The 23081-nt window shown below is 73.7% G+C and carries 21 protein-coding genes; 8 read left to right on the plus strand and 13 right to left on the minus strand.

Going from position 1 to position 23081, the window contains the following annotated elements:
• Positions 1 to 58 precede the first annotated feature (58 nt).
• On the plus strand, positions 59 to 1504 hold the full coding sequence (locus tag AAC944_RS12680; protein WP_030618367.1) for an FGGY family carbohydrate kinase: 1446 nt from the start codon (positions 59 to 61) through the stop codon (positions 1502 to 1504).
• A gap of 33 nt (positions 1505 to 1537) precedes the next feature.
• Here the strand turns inward: AAC944_RS12680 and AAC944_RS12685 are convergent, their stop codons facing one another.
• The 6 genes from AAC944_RS12685 to AAC944_RS12710 all read right to left on the minus strand — a co-directional run bounded on the left by AAC944_RS12685 (position 1538) and on the right by AAC944_RS12710 (position 9156).
• The gene (locus AAC944_RS12685) at positions 1538 to 2752 is read right to left on the minus strand and encodes an RNA polymerase sigma factor (RefSeq protein ID WP_030618368.1); all 1215 of its coding nucleotides are present in this window, start codon (positions 2750 to 2752) and stop codon (positions 1538 to 1540) included.
• 126 nt (positions 2753 to 2878) lie between these two features.
• The gene (gene dnaG, locus AAC944_RS12690) at positions 2879 to 4795 is read right to left on the minus strand and encodes a DNA primase (protein ID WP_030618369.1); all 1917 of its coding nucleotides are present in this window, start codon (positions 4793 to 4795) and stop codon (positions 2879 to 2881) included.
• 74 nt (positions 4796 to 4869) lie between these two features.
• Positions 4870 to 5322, minus strand: a complete 453-nt coding sequence (locus AAC944_RS12695) for a GNAT family N-acetyltransferase (protein ID WP_030618370.1) — start codon at positions 5320 to 5322, stop codon at positions 4870 to 4872.
• A 9-nt stretch (positions 5323 to 5331) separates the two neighbouring features.
• On the minus strand, positions 5332 to 6597 hold the full coding sequence (locus tag AAC944_RS12700; RefSeq protein WP_030618371.1) for an NAD(P)/FAD-dependent oxidoreductase: 1266 nt from the start codon (positions 6595 to 6597) through the stop codon (positions 5332 to 5334).
• 178 nt (positions 6598 to 6775) lie between these two features.
• Complete coding sequence (locus AAC944_RS12705; RefSeq protein WP_368397165.1) at positions 6776 to 8335, minus strand: deoxyguanosinetriphosphate triphosphohydrolase; 1560 nt, start codon at positions 8333 to 8335, stop codon at positions 6776 to 6778.
• Positions 8332 to 9156, minus strand: a complete 825-nt coding sequence (locus AAC944_RS12710) for a sirohydrochlorin chelatase (RefSeq protein WP_368397166.1) — start codon at positions 9154 to 9156, stop codon at positions 8332 to 8334. The genes AAC944_RS12705 and AAC944_RS12710 overlap by 4 nt, the downstream gene beginning before the upstream one ends.
• A 219-nt stretch (positions 9157 to 9375) precedes the next feature.
• Between AAC944_RS12710 and AAC944_RS12715 the strand changes: the two genes are divergently transcribed.
• Positions 9376 to 11457, plus strand: coding sequence for a molybdopterin oxidoreductase family protein (locus AAC944_RS12715; RefSeq protein ID WP_030618376.1), 2082 nt, complete (start codon positions 9376 to 9378; stop codon positions 11455 to 11457).
• Between the two features lie 25 nt (positions 11458 to 11482).
• Here AAC944_RS12715 and AAC944_RS12720 read toward each other — a convergent pair whose 3' ends face one another.
• From AAC944_RS12720 to AAC944_RS12730, 3 genes are all read right to left on the minus strand, one after another.
• Entirely contained in the window at positions 11483 to 11938 is a 456-nt protein-coding gene (locus tag AAC944_RS12720) for a winged helix DNA-binding protein (RefSeq protein ID WP_030618379.1), read from the minus strand.
• Between the two features lie 74 nt (positions 11939 to 12012).
• Positions 12013 to 13014 (minus strand): adenosine deaminase, encoded by a 1002-nt coding sequence (locus AAC944_RS12725; protein ID WP_030618382.1) that lies wholly within the window; start codon positions 13012 to 13014, stop codon positions 12013 to 12015.
• 5 nt (positions 13015 to 13019) lie between these two features.
• Positions 13020 to 13538 carry a gamma-glutamylcyclotransferase family protein gene (locus AAC944_RS12730; protein ID WP_051871976.1) on the minus strand — a complete coding sequence of 173 codons (519 nt, stop codon included), beginning with the start codon at positions 13536 to 13538 and terminating at the stop codon, positions 13020 to 13022.
• A 112-nt stretch (positions 13539 to 13650) separates the two neighbouring features.
• On the opposite strand from AAC944_RS12730, the gene AAC944_RS12735 reads away from it, so the two are divergent.
• Positions 13651 to 14349, plus strand: a complete 699-nt coding sequence (locus tag AAC944_RS12735; protein ID WP_051871977.1) for a SanA/YdcF family protein — start codon at positions 13651 to 13653, stop codon at positions 14347 to 14349.
• Between the two features lie 17 nt (positions 14350 to 14366).
• Here AAC944_RS12735 and cutA read toward each other — a convergent pair whose 3' ends face one another.
• On the minus strand, positions 14367 to 14663 hold the full coding sequence (gene cutA / locus AAC944_RS12740) for a divalent-cation tolerance protein CutA (protein WP_030618393.1): 297 nt from the start codon (positions 14661 to 14663) through the stop codon (positions 14367 to 14369).
• Between the two features lie 210 nt (positions 14664 to 14873).
• On the opposite strand from cutA, the gene AAC944_RS12745 reads away from it, so the two are divergent.
• Both AAC944_RS12745 and AAC944_RS12750 read left to right on the plus strand, forming a co-directional pair.
• A complete protein-coding gene (locus AAC944_RS12745; protein WP_030618395.1) occupies positions 14874 to 15203 on the plus strand; it encodes a cupin domain-containing protein in 330 nt (109 codons plus the stop codon).
• A gap of 127 nt (positions 15204 to 15330) precedes the next feature.
• A complete protein-coding gene (locus tag AAC944_RS12750) occupies positions 15331 to 15960 on the plus strand; it encodes a sensor domain-containing protein (RefSeq protein WP_030618398.1) in 630 nt (209 codons plus the stop codon).
• Positions 15961 to 15994: 34 nt separating this feature from the next.
• Here AAC944_RS12750 and AAC944_RS12755 read toward each other — a convergent pair whose 3' ends face one another.
• A complete protein-coding gene (locus tag AAC944_RS12755; RefSeq protein WP_196943130.1) occupies positions 15995 to 16780 on the minus strand; it encodes a TSUP family transporter in 786 nt (261 codons plus the stop codon).
• Positions 16781 to 16820: 40 nt separating this feature from the next.
• Here AAC944_RS12755 and AAC944_RS12760 point away from each other — a divergent pair, with 40 nt between their 5' ends.
• Positions 16821 to 17675 carry an aldo/keto reductase gene (locus tag AAC944_RS12760; RefSeq protein WP_030618402.1) on the plus strand — a complete coding sequence of 285 codons (855 nt, stop codon included), beginning with the start codon at positions 16821 to 16823 and terminating at the stop codon, positions 17673 to 17675.
• A gap of 60 nt (positions 17676 to 17735) precedes the next feature.
• On the opposite strand, the gene AAC944_RS12765 is transcribed toward AAC944_RS12760, so the two are convergent.
• Positions 17736 to 18755 (minus strand): Lrp/AsnC family transcriptional regulator, encoded by a 1020-nt coding sequence (locus tag AAC944_RS12765; protein ID WP_030618405.1) that lies wholly within the window; start codon positions 18753 to 18755, stop codon positions 17736 to 17738.
• A gap of 149 nt (positions 18756 to 18904) precedes the next feature.
• Here AAC944_RS12765 and AAC944_RS12770 point away from each other — a divergent pair, with 149 nt between their 5' ends.
• Together AAC944_RS12770 and AAC944_RS12775 are read left to right on the plus strand one after the other, a co-directional pair.
• Complete coding sequence (locus AAC944_RS12770; RefSeq protein WP_051871978.1) at positions 18905 to 20203, plus strand: MFS transporter; 1299 nt, start codon at positions 18905 to 18907, stop codon at positions 20201 to 20203.
• 83 nt (positions 20204 to 20286) lie between these two features.
• A complete protein-coding gene (locus tag AAC944_RS12775) occupies positions 20287 to 21483 on the plus strand; it encodes a M20 metallopeptidase family protein (protein WP_030618410.1) in 1197 nt (398 codons plus the stop codon).
• Between the two features lie 206 nt (positions 21484 to 21689).
• On the opposite strand, the gene AAC944_RS12780 is transcribed toward AAC944_RS12775, so the two are convergent.
• Entirely contained in the window at positions 21690 to 22931 is a 1242-nt protein-coding gene (locus tag AAC944_RS12780; RefSeq protein ID WP_051871979.1) for a BlaI/MecI/CopY family transcriptional regulator, read from the minus strand.
• Positions 22932 to 23081: the final 150 nt, after the last annotated feature.

A 23081-nucleotide genomic window follows, 5' to 3' on the forward strand; every position in this document is an offset into this window, starting at 1 on the left:
GCGCGGCCCGGGGAGACCGCTTTCCGTACCGTCCGTCCCATGCGGCATCATCAGGCGCATGGGGATAGTCGCCGGGTTGGACAGCTCGTCCGAGAGCACACGCATCGTCGTCTGTGACACCGAGAGTGGTGCCGTCGTCAGGCAGGGGTACGCCCCGCATCCTGACGGGAAAGGGCCGGACGTCGATCCGCAGACGTGGCTGATGTCACTCGGCGAGGCGGCCGCCGGCGGGCTCCTGGAAGGGGTGCAGGCCATCGGCGTCTCGGCGCAGCAGCACGGTCTGCTGCCGCTGGACGGTGAGGGGGCGCTCGTGCGTCCCGCCCTGATGGGCAACGACAAGCGGGCACAGAGCGCGGCGGCCGACCTGATCGACGCGCTCGGGGGTCGCTCGGCGTGGGCGCAGGGCGTGGGGTCCGTACCGCACGCCGCGCAGCCGGTGGCGAAGCTGCGCTGGCTGGCGCGTGCCGAACCCGAGCACGCGGCGCGCGTCGCCGAGATCATGCAGCCGCACGACTGGCTGGTCTGGCAGCTGCTGGGGCGGCCGGCGCGGCGTACGACGGACCGGGGCGGCGCTTCGGGCACCGGCTTCTGGTCGGCGGCGAACGGCGCGTACCGCCCGGACCTGGTCGAGCTGGCGCTCGGGCACCAGGTGCGGCTCCCGGAGGTGCTCGGCCCGGCCGACGCGGCCGGAGTGACGCCCGAGGGGCTGCTGATCTCCGCCGGTACGGGCGAGACGATGGCGGCGGCCTTCGGCCTCGGCGTCGGCATCGGTGACGCGGTGGTCTCGCTGGGCGCCTCCGGATCGGTCTTCGGCATCCACCACGAGGCGCTGGCGGACTCGACGGGGACGATCACGTCCTTCGCGGACGCGACGGGGATGCACCTGCCGGTCGTGCACGTCAGCAACGCCGTACGGGTGCTGCGCGGCATGGCGGACGCGCTGAGCACGGATCTGGAGGGCCTCTCGGACCTGGCCCTGAAGTCGACGCCCGGCGCGTACGGGATGGTGCTGCTGCCGTACCTGGAGGGCGAGCGCACCCCGCACCTGCCGCACACCGCGGGCTCGCTGCACGGGCTGCGGCGGGAGAGCATGAAGCCCGAGCACATGGCGCGGGCCGCCGTGGAGGGCATGCTGTGCGGGCTCGCGGACGCGCTGGACGTGCTGCGCGGCAGGGGCATGCAGGTACGCCGGGTGTTCCTGCTGGGTGCCGCGGCCGAGCTGGGCGCCGTACAGGCAGCGGCGCCCGCGCTGCTGGGCGCGCAGGTCGTGGTGCCGCAGCCGGCGGACTACGCGGCGGTGGGCGCGGCCCGGCAGGCGGCGTGGGCGCTGGGCCTCGCACACGGTACGCACACGGCGCAGGAGCCGCCGGCCTGGCCTGCCGCGGCCTGCCAGGTGTTCGAGCCGGGCGAGGAGCTGGCCGTGGGCCAGGCGGTGCGGCAGCAGTACACGACGGTGCGGGACGAGACGTACCCGGGCGCATTCCAGGAGGCGACGGCGGGCTGAGCCTTCGCGGCCGGCCCGCGGCGGCCGGCCGCGTCAGTCAAGGTAGCCGCGGAGCTGGTCGGCGAAGGCGTGGTCGCGCAGCTTGTTCAGGGTCTTGGACTCTATCTGGCGGATGCGTTCGCGGGTGACGCCGAAGATCCGGCCGATCTCCTCCAGGGTGCGCGGCCGGCCGTCGACGAGGCCGTAGCGGAGCTGGACGACCTTGCGTTCGCGCTCGCCGAGGGTGGAGAGCACCGCTTCGAGGTGCTCGCGCAGCAGCAGGAAGGCGGCGGACTCGACGGGGGACGCGGCGTCGCCGTCCTCGATGAGGTCGCCGAGCGCGACGTCGTCCTCCTCGCCGACCGGGGCGTGCAGCGAGACCGGCTCCTGGGCCAGCCGCAGCACCTCGCTCACCCGCTCCTCGGGCAGGTCGAGGTGGGCGGCGACCTCCTGCGGCGTCGGCTCGTAACCGCGCTCCTGGAGCATCCGGCGCTGGACCCGCACGACCCGGTTGATCAGCTCGACGACATGGACCGGGACCCGGATGGTGCGGGCCTGGTCGGCGAGGGCGCGGGACATCGCCTGCCGGATCCACCACGTCGCGTACGTGGAGAACTTGTAGCCGCGCGCGTAGTCGAACTTCTCGACCGCGCGGATCAGTCCGAGGTTCCCCTCCTGCACCAGGTCGAGCATGGTCAGGCCGCGGCCGACGTAGCGCTTGGCGACCGAGACGACCAGGCGGAGGTTGGCCTCGATCAGGCGGCGTTTGGCCATCCGGCCCAGCACCACCAGCTTGTCGAGGTCGACGGCGAGCTGGGAGTCGAGGTCGGGGGTGTTGCCGAGCTTCGCCTCGGCGAACAGGCCGGCCTCCACCCGGCGGGCCAGCTCGACCTCCTCCGCCGCGGTGAGCAGCGGGATGCGCCCGATCTCCCGGAGGTACTGGCGGAAGAGGTCGGAGGAGGGGCCGCCCGATTCGGGCCTGGACTGCGGCTCGGACGGCGGCTCCGGTGCCGGATCCGGCTCGTCGGCCAGCATCTCGGGAGCGGGCGGCTCGGCCTGCTGGGGCACGGTGACGGCCGCTGCGGCCGGCGCGTCGGCGAGGCTCCGGGTCTGCACGGGGGCGACCTCCAGGGTGATCGCTGCTGAGGCGGCACAACGGTCGGGTACGGCTGCGGCCGAGCCGCCGTCCGTCCCGTACAACGCGAGCGGGTTGGCGTCGGGCTCCGGGTCGTTACATCCGGATCCGCCGCGCTCCGAGGACTCAGGCACCGTTTCTCAGTGTGGAGTACGACACACTCCCGCCACGAGGGGCGTGCGACGACTTTTTGCATTCAGCGGGTGACCCGGGGTTACGAAGGACGGTCCGGCGGACCGCGGGGGCGGCGCCCGCGGGCGTCAGAGTGCCGCGGCGCCGCGCTCGCGGAGGGAGCGGGCGTACTGCTCCAGGACCCAGAGCTCTTGCTGGAGGGCGGTGTAGGCCGTCATGTCGCCGCCGGACTCGCAGCGGCGCATGGCGCCCTGGATCTCGCCGATGCGCCGGTCCACGGCGGCCAGCCGCACGGCGGCCAGCTGGGTACCGGCGTACAGCTCGTCCGGATCACGCCGGGTCAGGAGCTGCTCCATGGCCAGCTCCCTGATCATGGCGTCGACGGTGTCGTCGGGCGCGGCCTCGCGGACCCGCGCCAGATAGCCGGCGTCGGCCGCTGCCGTGCCGCCGGCCGTGGCGATGGCCTCGCGCACGGCGGCGTACGGCGGCGCGGTGAACTCGTCGGCACCGTAGGCGTCGAAGGTCGGGGCCACCAGGTCGGGGCGCTGGAGGGCGAGCTTCAGCAGTTCGCGCTCGACACGGCGGGCGGGGGTACGCAGGTCCAGGCGCGGGCCGCGGGGGACGGCGGGCCGCTCCGGCTGCCCGTCTCCGGTCCTGGCTTCGCGACCGGACGGCGCGCGGGACGGCTGCTGCCGCGCGCCGCCGCGCTCGTAGCTGGCCGCCAGGGCGTGCACACGGCGGCGCACCGCCTCTTCCTCGGCGGGGGAGGTGAGGCCGACCATGCCGCCGAGCCGGGTGGCGTACCGGCTGCGCAGGGTCCGGTCCTTGATCTTGGCGACCACGGGGACGGCCGCGTTCAACGCGGCGACCTGGCCTTCCTCGTAGTCGAGGTGGTACTGGGAGACGATGGTGCGGAGGGCGAAGGCGAAGAGCGGGGTGCGGGGCTCCACGAGGTCGACGACCGCTTCGTCGCCCTTGGCGATGCGCAGCTCGCAGGGGTCCATGCCGTCGGGCGCGATGGCGATGTAGGTCTCGGCCGCGAACTTCTGGTCGTCCTCGAAGGCGCGGAGGGCCGCCTTCTGGCCCGCGGCGTCGCCGTCGAAGGTGAAGATCACGCCCGCCGAGCCGTTGTCCATCAGCAGGCGGCGCAGGATCTTGATGTGCTCGCCGCCGAAGGCCGTACCGCAGGTGGCGATGGCGCTGCGGACGCCGGCGAGGTGGCAGGCCATGACGTCGGTGTAGCCCTCGACCACGACCGCGCGGTTCCCCTTGGCGATCTCCTTCTTGGCGAGGTCGATGCCGTACAGCACATGGGACTTGCGGTAGATCGGCGTCTCGGGGGTGTTGAGGTACTTCGGGCCGTTGTCGTCGTCCCGGAGCTTGCGCGCGCCGAAGCCGACGACCTCGCCGGCGATGTCGCGGATGGGCCACATCAGGCGGCCGCGGAAGCGGTCGATGGGGCCGCGGCGGCCGTCCTGGGAGAGGCCGGAGAGGATCAGCTCCTTGTCGGTGAAGCCGCGGCCGCGCAGGAAGCGGGTGAGGTGGTCCCAGCCGGCCGGGCTGTAGCCGACGCCGAAGTGGTGGGCCGCGGCCTGGTCGAAGCCGCGCTCGGCGAGGAACTTCCGGCCGATCTCGGCCTCGGGGCTGTCCAGCTGGTCGATGTAGAACTGCGCGGCGATCTTGTGGGCCTCGACCAGCCGGGTCCGCTCGCCCTGCTGCCGGCCGGGGGCGTAACCGCCCTCCTCGTACCGCAGGGTGATGCCGGCCTGGGAGGCCAGGCGCTCGATGGTCTCGGCGAAGGAGAGGTGGTCGACCTTCATGATGAAGTCGACGGTGTCGCCGCCCTCCTGGCAGCCGAAGCAGTGGTACAGCCCCTTGGCGGGGCTGACGTGGAAGGAGGGGGACTTCTCGTCGTGGAAGGGGCACAGGCCCTTCAGATTGCCGCCGCCGGCGTTGCGGAGCTGGAGGTACTCGGACACGACGGCGTCGATCGGGACCGCGTCCCGCACCGCCCGCACGTCGTCGTCGTTGATCCTGCCTGCCACGCGAGAATTCTACGGGGGACCACCGACAACTCCCGGGTCCGCTCCCCCGCCGGTCCCGTCCTGCCCGCCTGTCCTCAGCCGGCCGCGGCGATCTTCAGGACGAAGCGGTGATGTGCGCCACTCGGCACGATGTCGAAGGTCTCACCGTCCGTGGTGAAGCCCATCCGCTCGTAGAAGCCGCGCGCGGAGACCCGCCCGTTGCACCACACGCGCTCGGCACCTCTGCGCGCCGCTTCCTCGATGCCGGCGCGCAGCACGGCGGCACCGAAGCCCCGGCCGCGCACCTCCGGGGCGCTGGCCATCCCCCGGAAGCGGTACGCGGGGACCTCCTCCTCGCCCGGCACGGGGTCGGGGAAGAAGGTCGCGCAGGCCGCCACGGTGTCACCGGCGTAGGCCGCCATGTGGAAGACGCCGGGATCGGCGTCCTCCGGGTACACGGCGGCCTCGGCGGGCAGCCCGGGGCGCAGCACCGACCAGCGGAGGTCGAAGATGTCCGCCACCGGCGCGGGCGTCGTACGGATCTCCATGCCCGCACGCTACGACAGGAACGACTCCAGCGGCACCGCTGGATCGGCCAGCGCCTCGGCGTCCAGGCCACGGCCGGCGCGGATCATGGCCTGGAGCGGTTCGGTGACGTCCCACACGTTGACGTTCATCGCGGCGAGCGGCCGGCCGCCGCCGTCCAGCCAGAAGGCGATGAACTCGCGCTTGCCGACGTCACCGCGGAGCACGACCTGCTCGTACGAGCCGGGCGGGGCGTAGCCGGAGTACTCCAGGCCGACGTCGTACTGGTCGGAGAAGAAGTACGGGATGCGGTCGTAGGAGACCTCCTGGCCGAGCATGGCGCGGGCCGCGGCCGGGCCGCCGTTGAGCGCGTTGGCCCAGTGCTCCACGCGCAGCCGGGTGTCCAGGACCGGGTGGGCCGCCGCGGCCACGTCACCGGCCGCGAAGATGTGCGGGTCGGAGGTGCGCAGCGAGGCGTCGACGACGATGCCGCCGCCCTCCGCGCGGTCCACGAGGGCGAGCCCGGCCTGCTCGGCGAGGGCGGTGCGGGGCGCGGCGCCGATGGCGGCGAGCACGTCGTGCGCCGGGTGCTCCTCGCCGTCGTCGGTCTGCGCGGCCAGGACGACGCCGCCCTGCCCGGTGATCTCGGTGAGGGTGGCGCCGAAGTGGAAGCGGACGCCGTGCTCGCGGTGCAGCTCGGTGAAGAGCCCGCCGATCTCGGGGCCGAGCACGCCGTGCAGCGGGGTCGGCGCGGGCTCGACGAGGGTGACCTCGGCGCCGTAGGAGCGGGCGGCCGCGGCGACCTCCAGGCCGATCCAGCCGGCGCCCGCGATGACGAGGTGGCCGTTGTCCCGGCCGAGGGAGGCCAGTACGCCGCGCAGCCGCTCGGCGTGCGCGAGGCGGCGCAGGTGGTGGACGCCGGCCAGGTCGGTGCCGGGGATGTCCAGGCGGCGCGGCTCGGCGCCGGTGGCCAGGAGCAGCTTGTCGTACGCGATGAGGGTGCCGTCCCCGAGCCGTACCGTACGGGCGACCGGGTCCAGGGCGACGGCGGGCTGGCCGAGGTGCAGTTCGATGTCGCTCTGCGCGTACCACGCGGGTTCGTGCACGAAGACGCTGTCCCGCTCGGCCTTGCCGATCAGGAAGTCCTTGGACAGCGGCGGCCGTTCGTACGGGTGGTCGCGCTCGTCACAGATGAGGATCACCCGGCCGCTGAACCCCTCCGACCGGAGGGTCTCGGCTGCCTTTGCCCCGGCCAGGCCACCGCCGACGATGACGAACGTCTGGTGTGCGTCGACCACTTGCTTCCTCCTCGCTGCGGCGCAGTGCGTCTGCGCCTTGAACGCCCCCCGATCGGCCCCCGTTGGCGCCCCCGTTCGAAAAAGCCATACCCCCGTTCGAGCCCGTCAGCACGGCAGGGTTCGAGCGTCCCGCACAGAGCGTGATGGGGGAAGAGGGTAGGCCCTTGCTACGTCACCCTTAGTTGTCACGCACGGGCGGGCGCTTCGGTTGTGCGTGGCCCGTGCGACGGGTGAGGCGGGCGTGCAGGGTGCGCGCCGAGGCGTCCGTGAGGGCCGCGATCTGGTCGATGACGGCCCGCAACCGGGCGGTGTCGTCCCCTGCCGCGTCGAAGAGCGACCGGAACTGCGGGTCGAGGCCGTCCGGTGCCCGTGCGAGCAGCGCCCCGGCCAGCTCCACGATGATCACCCGCTGTTCGGCGCGCAGCGCTTCCTGGTCGGGCCGCTGCATCACGTACCGGTCGGCGACCGCCTTCAGTACGGCGCATTCCAGGCGGGCCTCCTCGGGGACGACCAGCTCGGCCCGGTAGCGGGTGAGGTGCCCGTCACCGTACGCCTCGCGGGTGGCGGTCTCGGCGGCCAGGCAGAAGCGGCCGATGAGCTGGCTGGTGGCGTCCTTGAGCCGGGCCTGGGCGAGCGCGGAGCCGTCGTAGGCGTGCGGCCACCACTCCTGGCCCAGCAGCCGGTCCAGCGCTGCGCCCAGCTCCGCGTCGCCGGCGCCGGGCGCGTACCGGTCGGCGGCCACCGCGAAGATCTCCGTGCGCTCGGGCTCCGCGTACAGCACGGCCGGGTCCAGGTGCCCGGCGTGCAGCCCGTCCTCCACGTCGTGCACCGAGTAGGCCACGTCGTCCGACCAGTCCATGACCTGTGCCTCGAAGCTGCGTGCCCCTTCGGGGGCGCCCTGCCGCAGCCACCGGAAGACGGGCAGGTCGTCGGCGTACACCCCGAACTTCCGCGAACGCGGGTCCTCAGGGTGGCCGCCGCGCCTCCAGGGGTACTTGGTCGCCGCGTCCAGGGCGGCGCGCGTGAGGTTGAGCCCCACGCTGACGACACGGCCGTCGTCCGCGGTGACGAACCGTTTCGGTTCGAGGCGGGCCAGCAGCCGCAGGGACTGCGCGTTGCCCTCGAAGCCGCCGCAGTCCTCGGCCACTTCGTTCAGGGCCTGTTCGCCGTTGTGCCCGAAGGGCGGGTGGCCCAGGTCGTGCGCCAGGCACGCCGTCTCCACCAGGTCCGGGTCGCAGCCGAGCGCGGCGCCCAGCTCCCGCCCCACCTGCGCGCACTCCAGGGAGTGCGTGAGCCGGGTCCGTGGGGTGGCGTCCCAGGCGTGCGGCCGGCCCGCGCCGGACGCGGCGTCACCGGGCGTGACGACCTGCGTCTTGCCGGCCAGCCTGCGCAGCGCGGCGGAGTGCAGCACCCGTGCGCGGTCCCGCTGGAAGGCCGTACGGCCCGGCCGCTTGTCCGGCTCGGCCACCCAGCGCTCGGCGTCGGCGGGCGTGTAGCCGGTGTACTCGGGCAGTCCCGGCGCCGCCGGATCCGTGGGATTCGGCGGCGCGTCGGGGTCTGCCTCGTAGGGAGCGTGCACCTCGTACCGGGCGTGTGCGTCGTACGAGGCGTGTGCGTCGTACGAGGCGTGTGCGTCGGGGCGCGGTACCCGGCCGGCGCGGGTTTCGGCGCGCGGCGCGGGTCCTGCGCCGTCCTCGTGTGCCGGACGGCCGGTGGGCTGAAAGGGCGTACCCGTCATACCGCGACGGTAGCCGCACCCGCCCCTTCTCGGTCGGAACCGGTGCGCGAGCGGAGCGCCTGGTCGTAGCGGTGCAGGACGAGACGGGCGAGGGCCGGGTGGTCGCCGAGGGGGGCAGCGGCGGCCTCCAGCACGGCGGCCGAAGCGGTGGCGAAGCGGCCGGGAGCGGTGAAGTACGAGGCCAGGACGGGCCGCAGGCCACGGGCGCGCAGTTCGGCCGCGGCCTCCTCGACGGTGGCGCCGGCGCCCGCCGCGTAACCGGGGACGACGGGCGTGCCGCCGAGCCGCGCGGAGAGCAGGCGGGCGGTGCGCCCGGTGTCGGCGGCGGAGTCCGGGTCCCGGGAGCCGGCCGCCGCCAGGACTATGCCCGTGCCGGGCGCCTCGGGCCGCGTCCCGGCCTCCGTGAGGCGTGCGTGGAGCGCCTCGGCGAGCAGCGAGTGCGGTCCGAGCGCCGCGGCGATGCGGGTCCTGACACCGGGAGCGGCGGCGGCCATCGCCGGTATGTCGCACTTGACGTGGTAGCCGCGGCCCAGCAGCAGCGGCACGAGGACGGCGTCCCCGTCGAGCCCGGCGAGCACGTCGGGCAGCAGGGGCGCGTTCAGTTCGATGTGGCCCAGGCGTACCGGCAGTCCGGGGCGGTGGGCCCGTACCCGGTCGAGCAGGGCGGTGACGGTCTCCAGGGCGCGGGGGTCACGGCTGCCGTGTGCGACCGCGACGAGCGTCGGCGTCCGCTCCGGGCCGCCGGCGCCCGTGACCGTGCGGCGGCTGTGGAGTCTGACCCGGCTGAGCTGCGTGCTGAGCTGTGCGGTGATCTCTGTCATGAGCTGCGCCGTACTGTCGAAGGGAACCGAAGCGGGAAGGTGCGCTTGCGACGCCGTCATGGAGGAACCCTGGCAGCGGAGAGTTGCCGGGGCGTTGCGCAGGGGTGACGAGTCGTTTCTCCGTCCTCACGCGGCAGGCCGCGTTCCGGGGAGGGCACCGTGCCGGACGCGTAACACCATGGCGCGGCCCCGGAAACGCGCGCAGTGCACGGTAACCCCATGAAAGCCGACGTCACGACCGGCACGGTCGACACGCACTGCCCGTACTGCTCCCTGCAGTGCGGCATGTCGCTGCGCCCCGGGGAGGGCGGGGTCCGGGTGGTCGAGCGCCCGGCCTTCCCCGTGAACCGCGGGGCGCTGTGCGGGAAGGGCCGCACCGCGGCGGAGGTGCTGGACCGCCGGGTACGGCTGACCGAGCCGCTGGTCCGGGACGGCGGGGAGCTGCGCCCGGCCACCTGGGACGAGGCGCTGGACCGGGTGGCGGCGGGGCTGGGCCGGGCCCGGGAGGCGTACGGGAACGACGCGGTCGGCGTCTTCGGGGGCGGCGGGCTGACCAACGAGAAGGCGTACGCGCTGGGCAAGTTCGCGCGGGTCGCGCTCGGCACCTCGCAGATCGACTACAACGGGCGGTTCTGCATGTCCTCGGCCGCCGCCGCGCACGGGCGCGCCTTCGGCCTGGACCGCGGGATGCCGTTCCCGCTGGCGGACGTGGCGCGCACGGGGTGCGTGATCCTGGTCGGCTCCAACCTCGCCGAGACGATGCCGCCCGCGCTGCGCTACCTCACCGAACTGCGCGAGAACGGCGGCCGGCTGATCGTCGTCGACCCGCGCCGGACGAGGACCGCCGAGGCCGCCGATCTGCACCTCGCGCCGCGTCCCGGCACCGACCTCGCGCTGGCCCTCGGGCTGCTCCACCTCGTCGTCGCGCAGGGCCGTACGGACGAGGCGTTCATCGCGGAGCGCACCACCGGATGGGCCGAGGCGCGGGCCGCCGCGATGGCGCACTGGCCGGAGCTGGTGGAGCGGATCACCGGGGTGCCGGTGCCGCAACTGCGCGCGGCCGTCGCGATGTTCTGCGACGCCGCGTCCTCGATGGTGCTCACCGCGCGCGGCCCCGAACAGCAGGCGAAGGGCACCGACACGGTGGGCGCGTGGATCAACCTGTGCCTGGCCACCGGGCGGGCCGGCCGCGAGCTCTCCGGGTACGGCTGCCTCACGGGCCAGGGCAACGGCCAGGGCGGCCGTGAGCACGGCCAGAAGGCCGACCAGCTGCCCGGCTACCGCAAGCTCGACGACCCGGCCGCCAGGGAGCACGTCGCGGCCGTCTGGGGCGTCCCGGCGGACAGCCTGCCGGGGCCGGGGCGCAGCGCGTACGAGCTGCTGGACGCGCTCGGCACGGACGTACGGGCGCTGCTCCTGATGGGGTCCAACCCGGTCGTCTCCGCGCCGCGCGCCGCGCACGTCGAGGACCGTATCCGTGCGCTGGACTTCCTGGCCGTCGCGGACGTCGTCCTCTCCGAGACGGCGGCGCTGGCCGACGTCGTCCTGCCGGTGACGCAGTGGGCGGAGGAGACCGGCACCACGACGAACCTGGAGGGCCGCGTGCTGCTGCGCCGCCGGGCCGTCGACCCGCCGCCCGGCGTCCGTACGGACCTGGCGGTGCTGAACGGCCTGGCGGCCCGCCTGGGTCACGAGAAGGGCTTCCCCGCCGACGCCGAGGAGGTCTTCGAGGAGCTGCGCCGGGCCTCGGCGGGCGGCGCCGCGGACTACGCCGGCATCAGCTACCGGCGCATCGCGGCCGAGGACGGCGTGTTCTGGCCGTGCCCCGACGAGGCGCACCCGGGGACCCCGCGCCTCTTCCTCGACCGGTTCGCCACCCCGGACGGCCGGGCCCGCTTCGTGCCGGTCTCGCACCGCGCCTCGGCGGAGGAGGCCGACGCGGAGTACCCGGTGCTGCTGACGACCGGGCGGGTGCTGGCGCAGTACCAGTCGGGCGCGCAGACCCGGCGGGTCGCGGAGCTGAACGCGGCGGCCCCCGGCCCCTTCGTGCAGCTCCACCCGCGGCTGGCGGAGCGGTACGGGATCGCGGAGGGCGACCGGGTCGCGGTGGAGTCGCGGCGCGGCCGGGCGGTGGCACCGGCCCGCCTCGACGACGCCATCCGTACGGACACGGTCTTCATGCCCTTCCACTGGCCGGGCGAGGGCCGCGCCAACTCCCTCACCAACCCGGCCCTCGACCCCACCTCCCGCATGCCGGAGTTCAAGGTCTGCGCGGTCCGCCTGACACGGCTGGCCCCGTAGGGCCGCGGCTCCCGCACCGCGGCCCTCAGTGGTGCCAGGCCCGCCCTCCGGTGTTGTGGATGAACCGCTGCAGCACCTTGAGGGTGGTCAGGTACTCCGCGTCCGTGATGCCCTCGTGGCGCTCGGCCCACAGCTCCTTCTGGAGCGCCGCGGCCTTCGCGTAGAAGGCCGCACCCTCCGGCGTCATACGGAGGCGGCCGCCCGCGTCCTGGGTGATCCAGCCGCGGGCGACCGTGGTGTCGATCTCCTCCGCCAGCGCGTCGCCGACGTCCAGGTAACCCCGGAGCACCTCGGTCACCTCCGCACGGGACCGGCCGTCCGGCGCGGCGGCGACCTGGTGGAGGATCCACCACTGCGGCTGGGTGGTGCCCAGTTCCGCGAGGGCCCCGCGGGTGCGGGTGACGACCGCCTTGTACGCGGCCCAGCTCCAGTAGCCGATGGGCTGCTGGATCAGTTCGGTGTCGCTGTGCGAGTACTCCATGGCTCCGCCCTCTCCGTTCGGTATGCGGGCGAAGCTAGGAGCTCAAGCGGACTTGAGGTCAAGCGGACCTGACGTCACGCCCCTTGGTGCGCGTCGACCTCCTTCAGGTACGCGGCGCGGGTCTCGTCGTCCAGGAAGGACGCCGTGAAGGAGTTCCGCGCCAGAGTGTGCAGCGTGGCCTCATCCAGGCTCAGCGCGTCGCGTACCGCGGTGAAGTTGTCGTGCGCGTAGCCGCCGAAGTAGGCCGGGTCGTCGGAGTTGACGGTCACCAGCAGGCCCGCGTCCAGCATGGCGGGCAGCGGGTGGTCGGCCAGGTCGTCGATGACCCGCAGCCGGACGTTGGACAGCGGGCAGACCGTGAGCGGCACCTGCTCGGCGGCCAGCCGCGCCACCAGCTCCGGGTCCTCCAGGGACCGCACGCCGTGGTCGACCCGGTCCACGCCGAGCACGTCCAGCGCCTCCCACACGTACGCGGGCGGCCCCTCCTCGCCGGCGTGCGCCACGCACTTCAGCCCGGCCTCCCGGGCGAGCGCGTACACCTCGCGGAACTTCGACGGCGGGTTGCCGACCTCGGCGGAGTCCAGCCCGACGGCGGTGATCCGGTCCAGGTACGGGCGGGCCGCCTCGAAGGTTTCCAGGGCCGACTCCGCGCTCTCGTCCCGCAGGAAGCACATGATGAGGCGGGTGGTGATGCCGTAGGTCTCCGGGGCGGCGTCCAGGGCGCGGCTCAGGCCCTCGATGACGGTGCCGATGGGCACGCCGCGGGCGGTGTGGGCCTGCGGGTCGAAGAAGATCTCCACGTGCCGTACGCCCTGCTGCCGCGCCCGCGCGAGGTAGGCGTGCGCCAGGTCGGCGAAGTCCTCCTCGGTGCGCAGCACGGCCATCAGCGCGTAGTACAGGTCCAGGAAGGACTGCAGGTCGCTGAAGGAGTAGGCGCGGCGCAGCTCGTCCTCGGAGGCGTACGGCAGCTCGACGCCGTTGCGGGCGGCGAGCGCGAACGCCAGCTCGGGCTCCAGCGTGCCCTCGATGTGCAGGTGCAGTTCGGCCTTGGGGACCGGGGGGTGGGGGGTGTTCATGCGGCTCAGGCACCTTCCTGTGCGGCGGCGGCGAAGGCGCGGCCCTCGTTGGCGGCGACGCCGGGGCCCACCGGGCCCTCGGCACGTCGGCCGGTGGCGAGCCAGTCGCCACCGGGGATCGGGGTGCCGGCGGCGCGGAGGCGGCCGGCCAGGGGTTCGGCGGCGAGGTACACCCAGGCGCTGACCGCGGTGCCGTCCGGGAGGACGGCCTCGCAGGCGACCCGGTCGTAGTCGTTGTCCGGCGCGCCGGGCGTGTAGCCCTCCAGCCGGTCCAGGACCGCCAGGACCTCGTCGTACGCCGCCTCGTGCGGCGTGACGACATGGCCGTGCACCGCGGCTTCCGCGGGGCCCTGGACGGCGTACGGGTAGCCGGGCCCGTCGTACAGCAGCGCCCCGTGGACCATCGCCGGCTGCTCGGCGGCGGTACGGCCGCGCAGGGCCCAGGCGTGATTGGCCTCGCCCGGTCGCAGCGTCCCGTAGACGAAGAAGGGCAGCCGCTCGTGCTCGGCGGGCCGGTCGTTCATGGGTCGGTTCTCCTCTTGGTGCGTTCTTCCCGCTTGCAACCATGCCAGGCCGCGGCGCGTCGCTGTCCGGTAGGTCGGACAGCTGACCGAAGAGCGACGGAACGGGGGCGTCATGAAGGTGCGGGCGAACGGCCTGGTGCGGCGGGTGGCGGGGTGGCTGCGGCTGCCGCGCACGGCCCGGGGGCGGCGGCGGGCGGTGCAGGCCGTGATGGCCGTCTGCGTGCTCGCGCTGCTGCCCGCGACCTGGATGCGGCTGGCGTCCGGCGACCGGGTGCGGACCGCGGCCGACGTGCCGCCGGCGCCGGTCGCGGTGGTCTTCGGGGCCGGCCTGTGGGACGGCGAACCGTCCCCGTACCTCGCGCACCGGCTGGACACCGCGGCCGGGCTGTACGACGCGGGCCGGGTCCGGGCGATCCTGGTGACCGGCGACAACAGCACCCGTGACTACGACGAGCCGGACGCCATGCGCCGGTACCTGACCGCGCGCGGCGTCCCCGCGCGGAAGATCGTCAGCGACTACGCGGGCTTCGACACCTGGGACTCCTGCAGCCGCGCCCGCCGGGTCTTCGGGGTGGACCGGGCGGTGCTGGTCAGCCAGGGGTTCCACGTCCGGCGGGCGCTGGCGCTCTGCGGGGCCGCGGGGATCGACGCGTACGGGGTCGGCGCCGCCGATCCGCACGACGCCACCTGGTACTACGGGAGCGTGCGGGAGATCCTCGCGGCCGGCAAGGCGGCGGCCGACGCGGCCTTCCGCCCCGACCCGCACTTCCTCGGCCCGAAGGAGGACGGCGTGGCCCAGGCCCTGCGGTGAACGCCCGCGCCCAGCCGCTAGCGGGTCTCCTCCTGGATCCAGGCCAGGTAGTCGGCGCCGCCGTGGACGACCGGCGTCGCGATGATCTCCGGGGTGTCGTAGTCGTGCGCGCCGCGGAGGTACTCCTCCAGCTCCTGGTACCGGTGCCCGGTCGTCTTGAGGAGCACCTGCCACTCCTGACTCGTCTCGATGGCGTCCTGCCAGCGGTACACGGACGTCACCGGCGCACTGACCTGGGCACATGCCGCGAGGCGCGCTTCGATCGCGCCCCGGGCCAGCGTCTCGGCCTTCTCCGCCGTGTCGGTCGTCGTCATCACGGTCAGGAACGCGGGCGGTGCGGTCTGCTCGGGCTGGTCGGTCACGGGAACGGTCCTTTTGGATTGCGGTCGGGCGGGTACCTGATCCTTCCGCATCCACGGGTACCACGGCGCGCCGATGACTTGCGGCGCCCGGCGCACCCGCGAGGATGGGGAACAGGACCACGTCACCGGACCGCCGGCACCTCCGCGACCGAAGGGCCCCTCATGGACGACCTCACCGCCCTCGCCCGCCAGCAGCTCGACGACGCCAAGGCCGACCCGCACGGCCGCAGCGCCCGGCTCTTCCTGCACGACGGGCCGCTGCGCCAGACCGTGATCGCGCTGATCGGCGGCGCCTCGCTGGACGAGCACGTCTCGCCGCCGGCGGGCAGCATGCAGATCCTGCACGGGCACGTGCAGATCACCACGGACGACGGCAAACAGGACATGATCGCGGGCCAGGTCGCGACGATCCCGCGCGAGAAGCACGGGGTGACGGCCGTCGAGAACTCCGCGCTGCTGCTGACCTCGGTGACGCACGTCGACGGCATGTAGGCCGGCTGGGGCCGCCCGGGTACGGCGGGCGGCACAACCTTCGCGCCGTTCCGGCGGTCTGACCGACGAGAGTTCCGTTACGTACCGCGATTCCGTTACGTACCGCCACGGGGGAAAGGTCTCGTCCATGCACATCCGTTATGTGCGCCGCCGTTCCGTACGCCGCCGTACCGCGCTCGCCGCCGCCGCTGCCGCGCTGGCCGCCACCGTCGCCGGCACGACCCCGGCGGCGGCCGCCACGCCGCCGCGCTTCCTCGCGCCCGGCGAGCTCCCGCCGCACGCCTCCTCGCCCTGGTACGCCTCGAAGGTCACGCCCGGACTGCCGGACCCGGAGCCGTTCTGTCTCGACGGCGGTGTGGTGCCCGGCGGCGACGGCACGTACCACCGCAGCTACTGGACCGAGTACGACACCGGCGCCGGGCAGGTCAGCGTGGTGACCTCCAGCGACGACAGCGCGCGCCGGCTGGCGGCGGCGCTGCGTCAGAAGGTCGCGCGCTGCGCCGGTGACTGGCTGCACGACAAGCCCGGCTCCACCGCGTCCTGGAAGGACTACGGCACGGTCGGCGCGGCGGACGGCGGCCGGGTCTACGGCATCCACACCTCGATGCCCGAGTCCGAGCCGGGCATCCATCTCTTCGGCGTGGGCCGCTCGGGCCGCACGGTCACGGTCGTGCAGTGGGGCGAGATGGGTACCTTCGCGCACGCGCCGGTACCGGCCTTCAAGGCCACCCTCCGCCAGGCCCTCAACAAGCTCTGAGCCCCCAGGCCCACCGGCCCGCAGCCCCTGCCGCTCAAGCCAGCCACTGGTCGTACGCCATCGAGCACAGCAGCCCCGCGACCACCACGACCAGCACGCCGCGGACGAATCCGGCGCCCTTCTTGAGCGCCATCCGGGCGCCGGCCGTGCTGCCCGCGAGGTTGAACGCCGCGAGCAGCGCGCCCAGCCCCCACAGCACGGTGCCCTGGTAGGCGAACATCGCCAGGGCACCGATGTTGGTGCACACGTTGACCACCTTCGCGGTGGCCGACGCGGTCACCAGGTCCATGTGCAGGATCGCCGCCAGCGCGATGACCAGGAACGCGCCGGTGCCGGGCCCGACCAGCCCGTCGTAGAAGCCGATGCCGAGTCCCGCGATCAGCACGGCGGCGAGCACCCGCTGCCGGGTGACCGGGCCCGAGGGCGCGGGTGCGGTCCCGAAGGACGGCCGGAGCAGCACGAACGCCAGCACCCCCACCAGCACCACCATGATCAGCGGGCGCAGCACCGCGCTGTCCAGCCCCGCCGCGAGGAACGCGCCGCCCAGCGAACCGCCCGCCGCCGCCAGCCCGATGCGCACCGCGGCCGGCACGTCCAGCGGCGTCTTGCGCACGTACGTGATCGCCGCGCCCGTCGTGCCGACCACCGCCGCCGACTTGTTGGTGCCGAGCACGAACGCGGCCGGTACGTGCGGCAGGCCGACGAGCAGCGCGGGCAGCAGGATCAGCCCGCCGCCGCCCACCACGGCGTCGATCCAGCCGGCCGCCAGCGCGGCCAGGCAGAGCAGGAGCAGGGTCGTCAGGGATATGTCAGGCACCAGGTGATCTTATGGAGCACCGGCCGTTCTAGGGTGGGGAGTTATGGACTCAGAGATCTTCTCCCTGGGGGGCGGGCTGCCGGTCCGGCGCCTCGGTTACGGCACGGCACAGCTGACGGGACCGGGTTACTGGGGTCCACGGCACTCCGATCCGCGGGACGCGGTGGCGGTGCTGCGGCGCGCGGTCGAGCGCGGGGTGAACCTCATCGACACCGCCGACAACTACGGGCCCGCGGTCGCCGAGGAGCTGGTCGCCGAGGCGCTGCACCCGTACCCCGAGGGCCTGGTGATCGCGACCAAGGGCGGCGTGGTCCGTACGGGCCCGGACGCCTGGCACATCGACGGGCGTCCCGAGTCGCTGCGCGCGATGTGCGACGCGAGCCTGCGGCGGCTGCGCCGGGACACCATCGACCTGTACCAGCTGCACCGGCTGGACCCGAAGGTGCCGCTCGCCGACCAGATCGGCACGCTGCTGGAGCTGCGGGACGCGGGCAAGATCCGCTACCTCGGGCTGGACACGATCGGCCCGGCGGAGCTCACCGCCGCGCTGGCGCTCGCCCCGGTCGCCTCGGTGCAGAACCGCTACAACCTCCTGGACCGCGGCTCGGAGGAGCTGCTGGAGCTGTGCGAACGGCAGGGGATCGCGTTCCTGCCGTGGTTCCCGCTCGGCAACGGCGGGCTGACCGGCGGCGCCGCACGCGCCCTGGACATCGTCACGGAGCGGCACGGCGCGAGCCACGGACAGGTCGCGCTGGCCTGGCTGCTGCACCGCTCCCCCGTCCTGCTGCCCACGCCCGGTACCGGCTCGCTCGCGCACCTGGAGGAGAACCTCGCCGCCGCTGACCTCGCCCTGAGCCCGGCGGACAGGGAGCTGCTGGCGACCGCGGCGGACCGGTAGCCGCCGGGCCGGACCGGTGGGGCGGCTGCCCGTACGGACGGCCGCCCCTGCGCCTGGTTCTCAGCCCGCCCACGGGTCGACCGGTACGACGTCCATGGCGCGCCCCCGGTCGTCCAGCGCGCGCCCCATCAGCTTGTACTGCTTCAGCACGATCGCCCGGTCGTGCAGCTGGAGGTGCGGCAACCGCTCGCCGAGCTGGATCTCCAGCCGCTGCACGTCCTGGACCGACTGCAGCCAGAGCGTGAAGAGCAGGTTCTGCCGGCCGGTGACGGCGGCGCACAGCCGTACCTCGGGCAGGCCCAGCAGGACCCGCGCGGTCTCGGCGAGGTGGGTGGCGGGGACGCTCGCCCACAGGGTCGCCGAGATCGGCCACTCGGTCAGTTCGCGCGCCACCTCGCAGCGGAGCGCGATGTCCCGGTCGGCGAGCAGCCGGCCGAGGCGGCGCCGTACCGTGGGCGCGCTCAGCCCGACCGCGCGCCCGATGTCCACGGCGCTGCCCCGCCCGTCCCGCGACACCTCGGTGATCAGCGCCCGGTCCTGCGCGTCCAGCGGCACGGCTGCGGCCCCCGGCGCCTCGGCGGTGCGCAGCGCCTCCCGCTGGCGGGCGTCCAGGGCACGCAGCCGCCAGCGGCTGCCCTCGCCGTAGACCCGGGTGCCGATGGCGGCGCGGGTGGCGGTGACGCCCGGCAGTTCGGCGATGCGCCGCAGGAGCAGGTCGGAGAGGGCGGCGAGACCGGGCACGAAGACGGTGACGACCAGGTCCCGGCCGCCGGCCATGTGCTCGACGGTGGCCACCTGCGGGAGCCGTACGAGTGTCTGGGTCACCGCCTCGACGCTGCCCGCCACGCAGTCGATCTCGACGAACGCCACGCACATCCGGTCCAGCCGCCGGGCGCCCGGATAGGCGGTGACCCAGGCGAGCCCGGCGCGCTCCAGGCGGCTCCAGCGGCGGGCCGCGGTGACCGGGTCGATGCCGAGCACCGGGGCGATGGTCTGCCATGAGGCGCGGGGTGCGATCTGCAGGGCGTGAATCAGCTGGGCGTCGAGCTCACTGAGGTTCGTAGGCGCGTTTTCCTGCATGGCGACCGCCTCCACGAGGTTTTCCTGCGTCCTGAGGGTAATCCGTTTCTCTCCGTTCGGCGGCTGGTCAGCATGGCGATCCATTCGAGCCATTCGGCACCGCCGGACACCGGACATCCACCGTCCGGGCCTACGAGACGAGGTTGGCGATGACATCAGCGGTCGCGGCGAGAGCCGCGGACACTCCACGCACGGCGGACGGCAACGGGCGCAAGGCACTGGCGGCCGCCACCGTCGGCGGTGTCGTGGAGTCCTTCGACTGGGCCGTCTACGCCGTACTGGCCCCGTACTTCGCCGCGGCGATGTTCCCCGGCGACGACCCGGTGACCAAGCTGCTGGCGGCCTACCTGGGCTTCGCCGTCGGTTTCGTCGTACGGCCCTTCGGCAGTTACGTGGTGGGGCGGTTCGCCGACTCACGCGGCCGCCGGTTCGCCCTCACCCTCAGCATGACGATCATCTCCGGCGCCAGCGTGCTGATCGCGGTGCTGCCGACCGCCGCGCTGATCGGTACCGCCGCGCCGGTGCTGCTGATCGTGCTGCGGCTGGTCCAGGGCCTCTCGATGGGCGGCGAGAACCCCAGCGCCGCCGCGTACGTCACCGAGACCGCACCCCGGCACCTGCGCTTCCTCTACAGCTCGATCTCGTACTCGGGCGTGGTGATCGGCAACATCCTCTCCTTCGGCGTGCTGACGCTGCTGCTGGTCACGCTCGGCGAGGACGGGGTGCGCGGGGGCGGCTGGCGGATCGGCTTCCTGGTCGCGGCGGCGCTCGGCCTGGTGGCGCTGTGGATCCGGCGCGGTGTGGCGGAGAGCGCCGAGTTCGCCGAGGCGGGCGCGGACGGCCCGAAGGGCGCCGAGCGGCGCGCGCTGTACCGGTCGAACCTGCGCAACATGGCGGCCGTCTTCCTGATCTCGGTCGGCGCGACCGTCGGGTACTACTACGGCACCACCTACCTCCCCCAGTACGCGCAGCAGCTCGGCGTCGCCTCCGGCACCGAGTCGGCCGCCTCGATGCTGGGCCCGCTGGTGCTGCTGGTCGCGTCCATGGTCGTGGTGGGCCGGCTCGCCGACCGGCTGGGCGCGCTGCGCACCCTGCGGATCGGGCTGTCCCTGCTGGCCCTGGCCACCGTGCCGCTGATGCTGGCGCTGGCGCACGGGGCCGTGCCGATGTGGCTGGTCACGGTGGTGTACCTGGCCCTGATCGCGGCGCCCATCGGCCTCACCAACGTGCTGTTCGCGCAGCTGTTCCCGGTCGCGGTGCGGGTGGTCGCGATGGGCGTGCCGTACACGCTTGCGATCGGGCTGTTCGGCGGCACGTTCCCGCTGCTCGCCCAGGCCCTGGCCGAGGCCGGGCATCTGACGCTGGTGCCCTGGTGGGCAGCGGGGGCCGCCGCCGTCTCCCTCGCCGGGACCTTCCTGATCCGCCCGCTGAAGTCCGCCGAACGCTGATCTCCCACCGCGGAGGCCCTCTTGTGGAAGCCCTCCCGTTGCGGTCCTCTCGTTGCTGCCACTCCCTCTCCGAAGGAGCACAGATGAATCTGCGGGACGACGCCCGCGCCCTCTCCGGCGACCTCGTACAGCTGCGCCGTACGCTGCACCGCATCCCCGAGGTCGGCCTGGACCTGCCGCGCACCCAGGAGACCGTGCTGACCGCGCTGGACGGCCTGCCGCTGGAGATCAGCACCGGGAGCGGCCTGAGCTCCGTCACGGCGGTGCTGCGCGGCGCGCAGCCGGGCCCCACGGTCCTGCTGCGCGGCGACATGGACGCGCTGCCCGTCACCGAGAAGACCGGCCTGGACTTCGCCGCCGACACCGGCCGGATGCACGCCTGCGGCCACGACCTGCACACCTCGATGCTGGCTGGCGCCGCGAAGCTGCTCTCCGCGCACCGCGACCGCCTCGCGGGCGACGTGGTCTTCATGTTCCAGCCGGGTGAGGAGGGCTTCGACGGCGCAGGACAGATGCTGGCCGAAGGCGTACTGGACGCCTCCGGCACCCGCCCGGACGCCGCGTACGCCATCCACGTGATGTCCGCGGGCCTGCGGAGCGGCGTCTTCGGGACCCGCGGCGGCCCGGCGCTCGCCGCGTCCAACGTGCTGAAGGTGACCGTCAACGGCGAGGGCGGCCACGGCTCGATGCCGCACCGCGCCAAGGACCCGGTACAGGCCGCCTGCGCCATGGTCACCGCGCTCCAGACGTGGATCACCCGCACCTTCAACGTCTTCGACCCGGTCGTGCTGACGGTGGGCACCTTCCACGCCGGCACCCAGCAGAATGTCATCCCGGACACCGCGACCTTCCACGCGACCGTCCGCAGCTTCTCGCCCCCCGCCCAGCGCAAGGTCAGGGAGGGCTCGGTCGAGGTCTGCCGGGGCATCGCGCAGGCGTACGGGGTCGAGGTGGACGCGGAGTTCGTCGAGCAGTACCCGGTGACCGTCAACGACCACGCCGAGGCGGACTTCGTGGCGCACACCGTACGGGAGGCGCTCGGCGAGGAGTTCTACGCGCCGCTGCCGCAGCCGCTGCACGGCTCGGAGGACTTCTCCCGGGTGATCGCCGAGGTGCCGGGCGCGATGCTGACGCTGGGCTCCCCGCCGCCCGGCGCCGACCCCGAGACCTCCCCCAACAACCACTCCCCGCTCGCGGTCTTCGACGACTCCGTCCTCGCGGACGGCGCCGCGGTCTACGCGGAACTGGCGGCCCGCCGCCTGGCGAAGGCAGCGGCCTGACGGTGCCCCTGAGCGGGCGGGCTGGGCCGTCCCCTGCGCGGTCCAGTCCACCGGCTCCACGGTGCGGTCGCGAGGTGCGATCGTGGTGCCGCGGCGGACATCATGGCCGGTTCCGTTTGCCCGTGGGGAAAAATGACACCGGCACTGTCATTCATCAATGATGCGGCGTCGTTCGTCAGCCCCGGCCGGGGTGAAAACGCAGGCTCTCAGTCGGCCAGCATGAAGGTGCAGTGCTGGAGACTGCCACCGGGGTGCTCCTCGGTGACGAGTTGCACGGAGGTCGCACGGTTCGTGCGCTGGTCGAATATGGGACGGGGAGCGGTGCCCACCGCGATGTCCCCGTGTTCCCGGATGAAGTCGGGCACGCTCTGCAGTGCGCGCCAGATCTTCCTGCGGGCCATCAGCCGCGCCCTCATGCGGCGTACGTCGGGCCGGGCGGAGTGCTGCTTCCAGGTCGCGGCGAACTGGGCCAGCGCGACCATCAGCCAGTAGTCGTGGAAGTCCTGCCGGCTGCCGCTCCCGAGGACCTGGTACGCGTACGGGTGTTCCGTGATGTAGCCGAGCGTGCTCTGCGTCGGCATGGCCGTCGCGTGCCGCGGGACGTGCGCACCGGCCCGGAAGAAGTCGCGGAATGCCTGGTTGGTGAGGACGACCTCCCAGCCGAGGGTGTAGTAGACCTGCGGGTTGTACGGGTCGGCGTCGATCTGCCGCTGGTACACCGCCAGTTCCGGTGCCGGCTCCCCGGCCGGGTCCGGCGGCGGCTGGTGCCCCGCCAGCCGGTGGACGGTGGCCCGGGTCTCCGCACCGAACCGCAGCGGCCGGATCAACGCCGCCAGCCGGCCGGCGTCGAGGTCCGCCGGACGCGCCAGGCGCCGCCGGAGGGTCGCCGGATGCAGCCCCAGCTCCTCCCCCAGCTGTTTGCGGGTCATGCCGATGTCGCGGAGCTGCTGCTGAAGGATGTCGGCGAGCAGGCCGTTGCCGCCGTCGGAGTCCTCGGGGTACCGCTCCGCCGGTGCGGCGGGGCCCGCGACGTCGGAAGGGAGCCGTGCACGGGCGGTGCGCGGCACGGCGGCGTCCGGCGCGGCGAGGAGCCCGTCAGGGCCGCGTTCGGCCTCGGCGTCGAGGGCGCCGCGCTGCTCCTCGGTCAGTCCGGCGAGGAGCCGGGCCAGTGCCGGTGCCGAACAGCCGGTGGCCTCCCACGCCTCCCGCAGCACTCCCCCGGCGTACTCCGGGTGCGTCCGCGCGGGCCGGTAGCGCAGGGCCCTGCCGGCGCCCTCCCTGACCAGGAAACCCTTGGTGACCAACCGGTTCATCACGGTCTGCACCGTGGAGTAGGCCGGCGCGCGCCCCTGGCCCCGCAGCGTGGCCCGGACGGCTGGGATCGATGAAGGCGCCGCGTCCCAGAGGCACTGCATGATGGCCAGTTCCAGGGGGCCGAGGCGGTTCATGCAGGCAGCGTAATGGATAGGAAGGACGCCTTCCGCTACGTCCCGCTTCCCGGAGTCACAGCCCTGACCTGCGGCGACTGCCCATCTTCGGGGCGGCGGGCAGCGCGCCGCCAGGCTCCTCACACGGCACCCCGCCGTGTGAGGAGAGCA

The organism is Streptomyces sclerotialus, from assembly GCF_040907265.1.
In the GTDB taxonomy this organism is placed as follows: Bacteria; Actinomycetota; Actinomycetes; order Streptomycetales; family Streptomycetaceae; genus Streptomyces; species Streptomyces sclerotialus.

Bases quoted from the DNA above. Each gene is read 5' to 3' on its own strand.
- AAC944_RS12735 (WP_051871977.1), top strand. From the start codon at position 13,651: ATGAAGGTGCGGGCGAACGGCCTGGTGCGGCGGGTGGCGGGGTGGCTG.
- AAC944_RS12705 (WP_368397165.1), bottom strand. From the start codon at position 8,335: ATGACGGGTACGCCCTTTCAGCCCACCGGCCGTCCGGCACACGAGGAC.
- AAC944_RS12765 (WP_030618405.1), bottom strand. From the start codon at position 18,755: ATGCAGGAAAACGCGCCTACGAACCTCAGTGAGCTCGACGCCCAGCTG.
- AAC944_RS12775 (WP_030618410.1), top strand. From the start codon at position 20,287: ATGAATCTGCGGGACGACGCCCGCGCCCTCTCCGGCGACCTCGTACAG.
- AAC944_RS12780 (WP_051871979.1), bottom strand. From the start codon at position 22,931: ATGAACCGCCTCGGCCCCCTGGAACTGGCCATCATGCAGTGCCTCTGG.
- AAC944_RS12730 (WP_051871976.1), bottom strand. From the start codon at position 13,538: ATGAACGACCGGCCCGCCGAGCACGAGCGGCTGCCCTTCTTCGTCTAC.
- AAC944_RS12760 (WP_030618402.1), top strand. From the start codon at position 16,821: ATGGACTCAGAGATCTTCTCCCTGGGGGGCGGGCTGCCGGTCCGGCGC.
- AAC944_RS12680 (WP_030618367.1), top strand. From the start codon at position 59: ATGGGGATAGTCGCCGGGTTGGACAGCTCGTCCGAGAGCACACGCATC.
- AAC944_RS12715 (WP_030618376.1), top strand. From the start codon at position 9,376: ATGAAAGCCGACGTCACGACCGGCACGGTCGACACGCACTGCCCGTAC.
- cutA (WP_030618393.1), bottom strand. From the start codon at position 14,663: ATGACGACGACCGACACGGCGGAGAAGGCCGAGACGCTGGCCCGGGGC.
- AAC944_RS12720 (WP_030618379.1), bottom strand. From the start codon at position 11,938: ATGGAGTACTCGCACAGCGACACCGAACTGATCCAGCAGCCCATCGGC.
- AAC944_RS12710 (WP_368397166.1), bottom strand. From the start codon at position 9,156: ATGACAGAGATCACCGCACAGCTCAGCACGCAGCTCAGCCGGGTCAGA.
- AAC944_RS12750 (WP_030618398.1), top strand. From the start codon at position 15,331: ATGCACATCCGTTATGTGCGCCGCCGTTCCGTACGCCGCCGTACCGCG.
- AAC944_RS12725 (WP_030618382.1), bottom strand. From the start codon at position 13,014: ATGAACACCCCCCACCCCCCGGTCCCCAAGGCCGAACTGCACCTGCAC.
- AAC944_RS12695 (WP_030618370.1), bottom strand. From the start codon at position 5,322: ATGGAGATCCGTACGACGCCCGCGCCGGTGGCGGACATCTTCGACCTC.
- AAC944_RS12770 (WP_051871978.1), top strand. From the start codon at position 18,905: ATGACATCAGCGGTCGCGGCGAGAGCCGCGGACACTCCACGCACGGCG.
- AAC944_RS12745 (WP_030618395.1), top strand. From the start codon at position 14,874: ATGGACGACCTCACCGCCCTCGCCCGCCAGCAGCTCGACGACGCCAAG.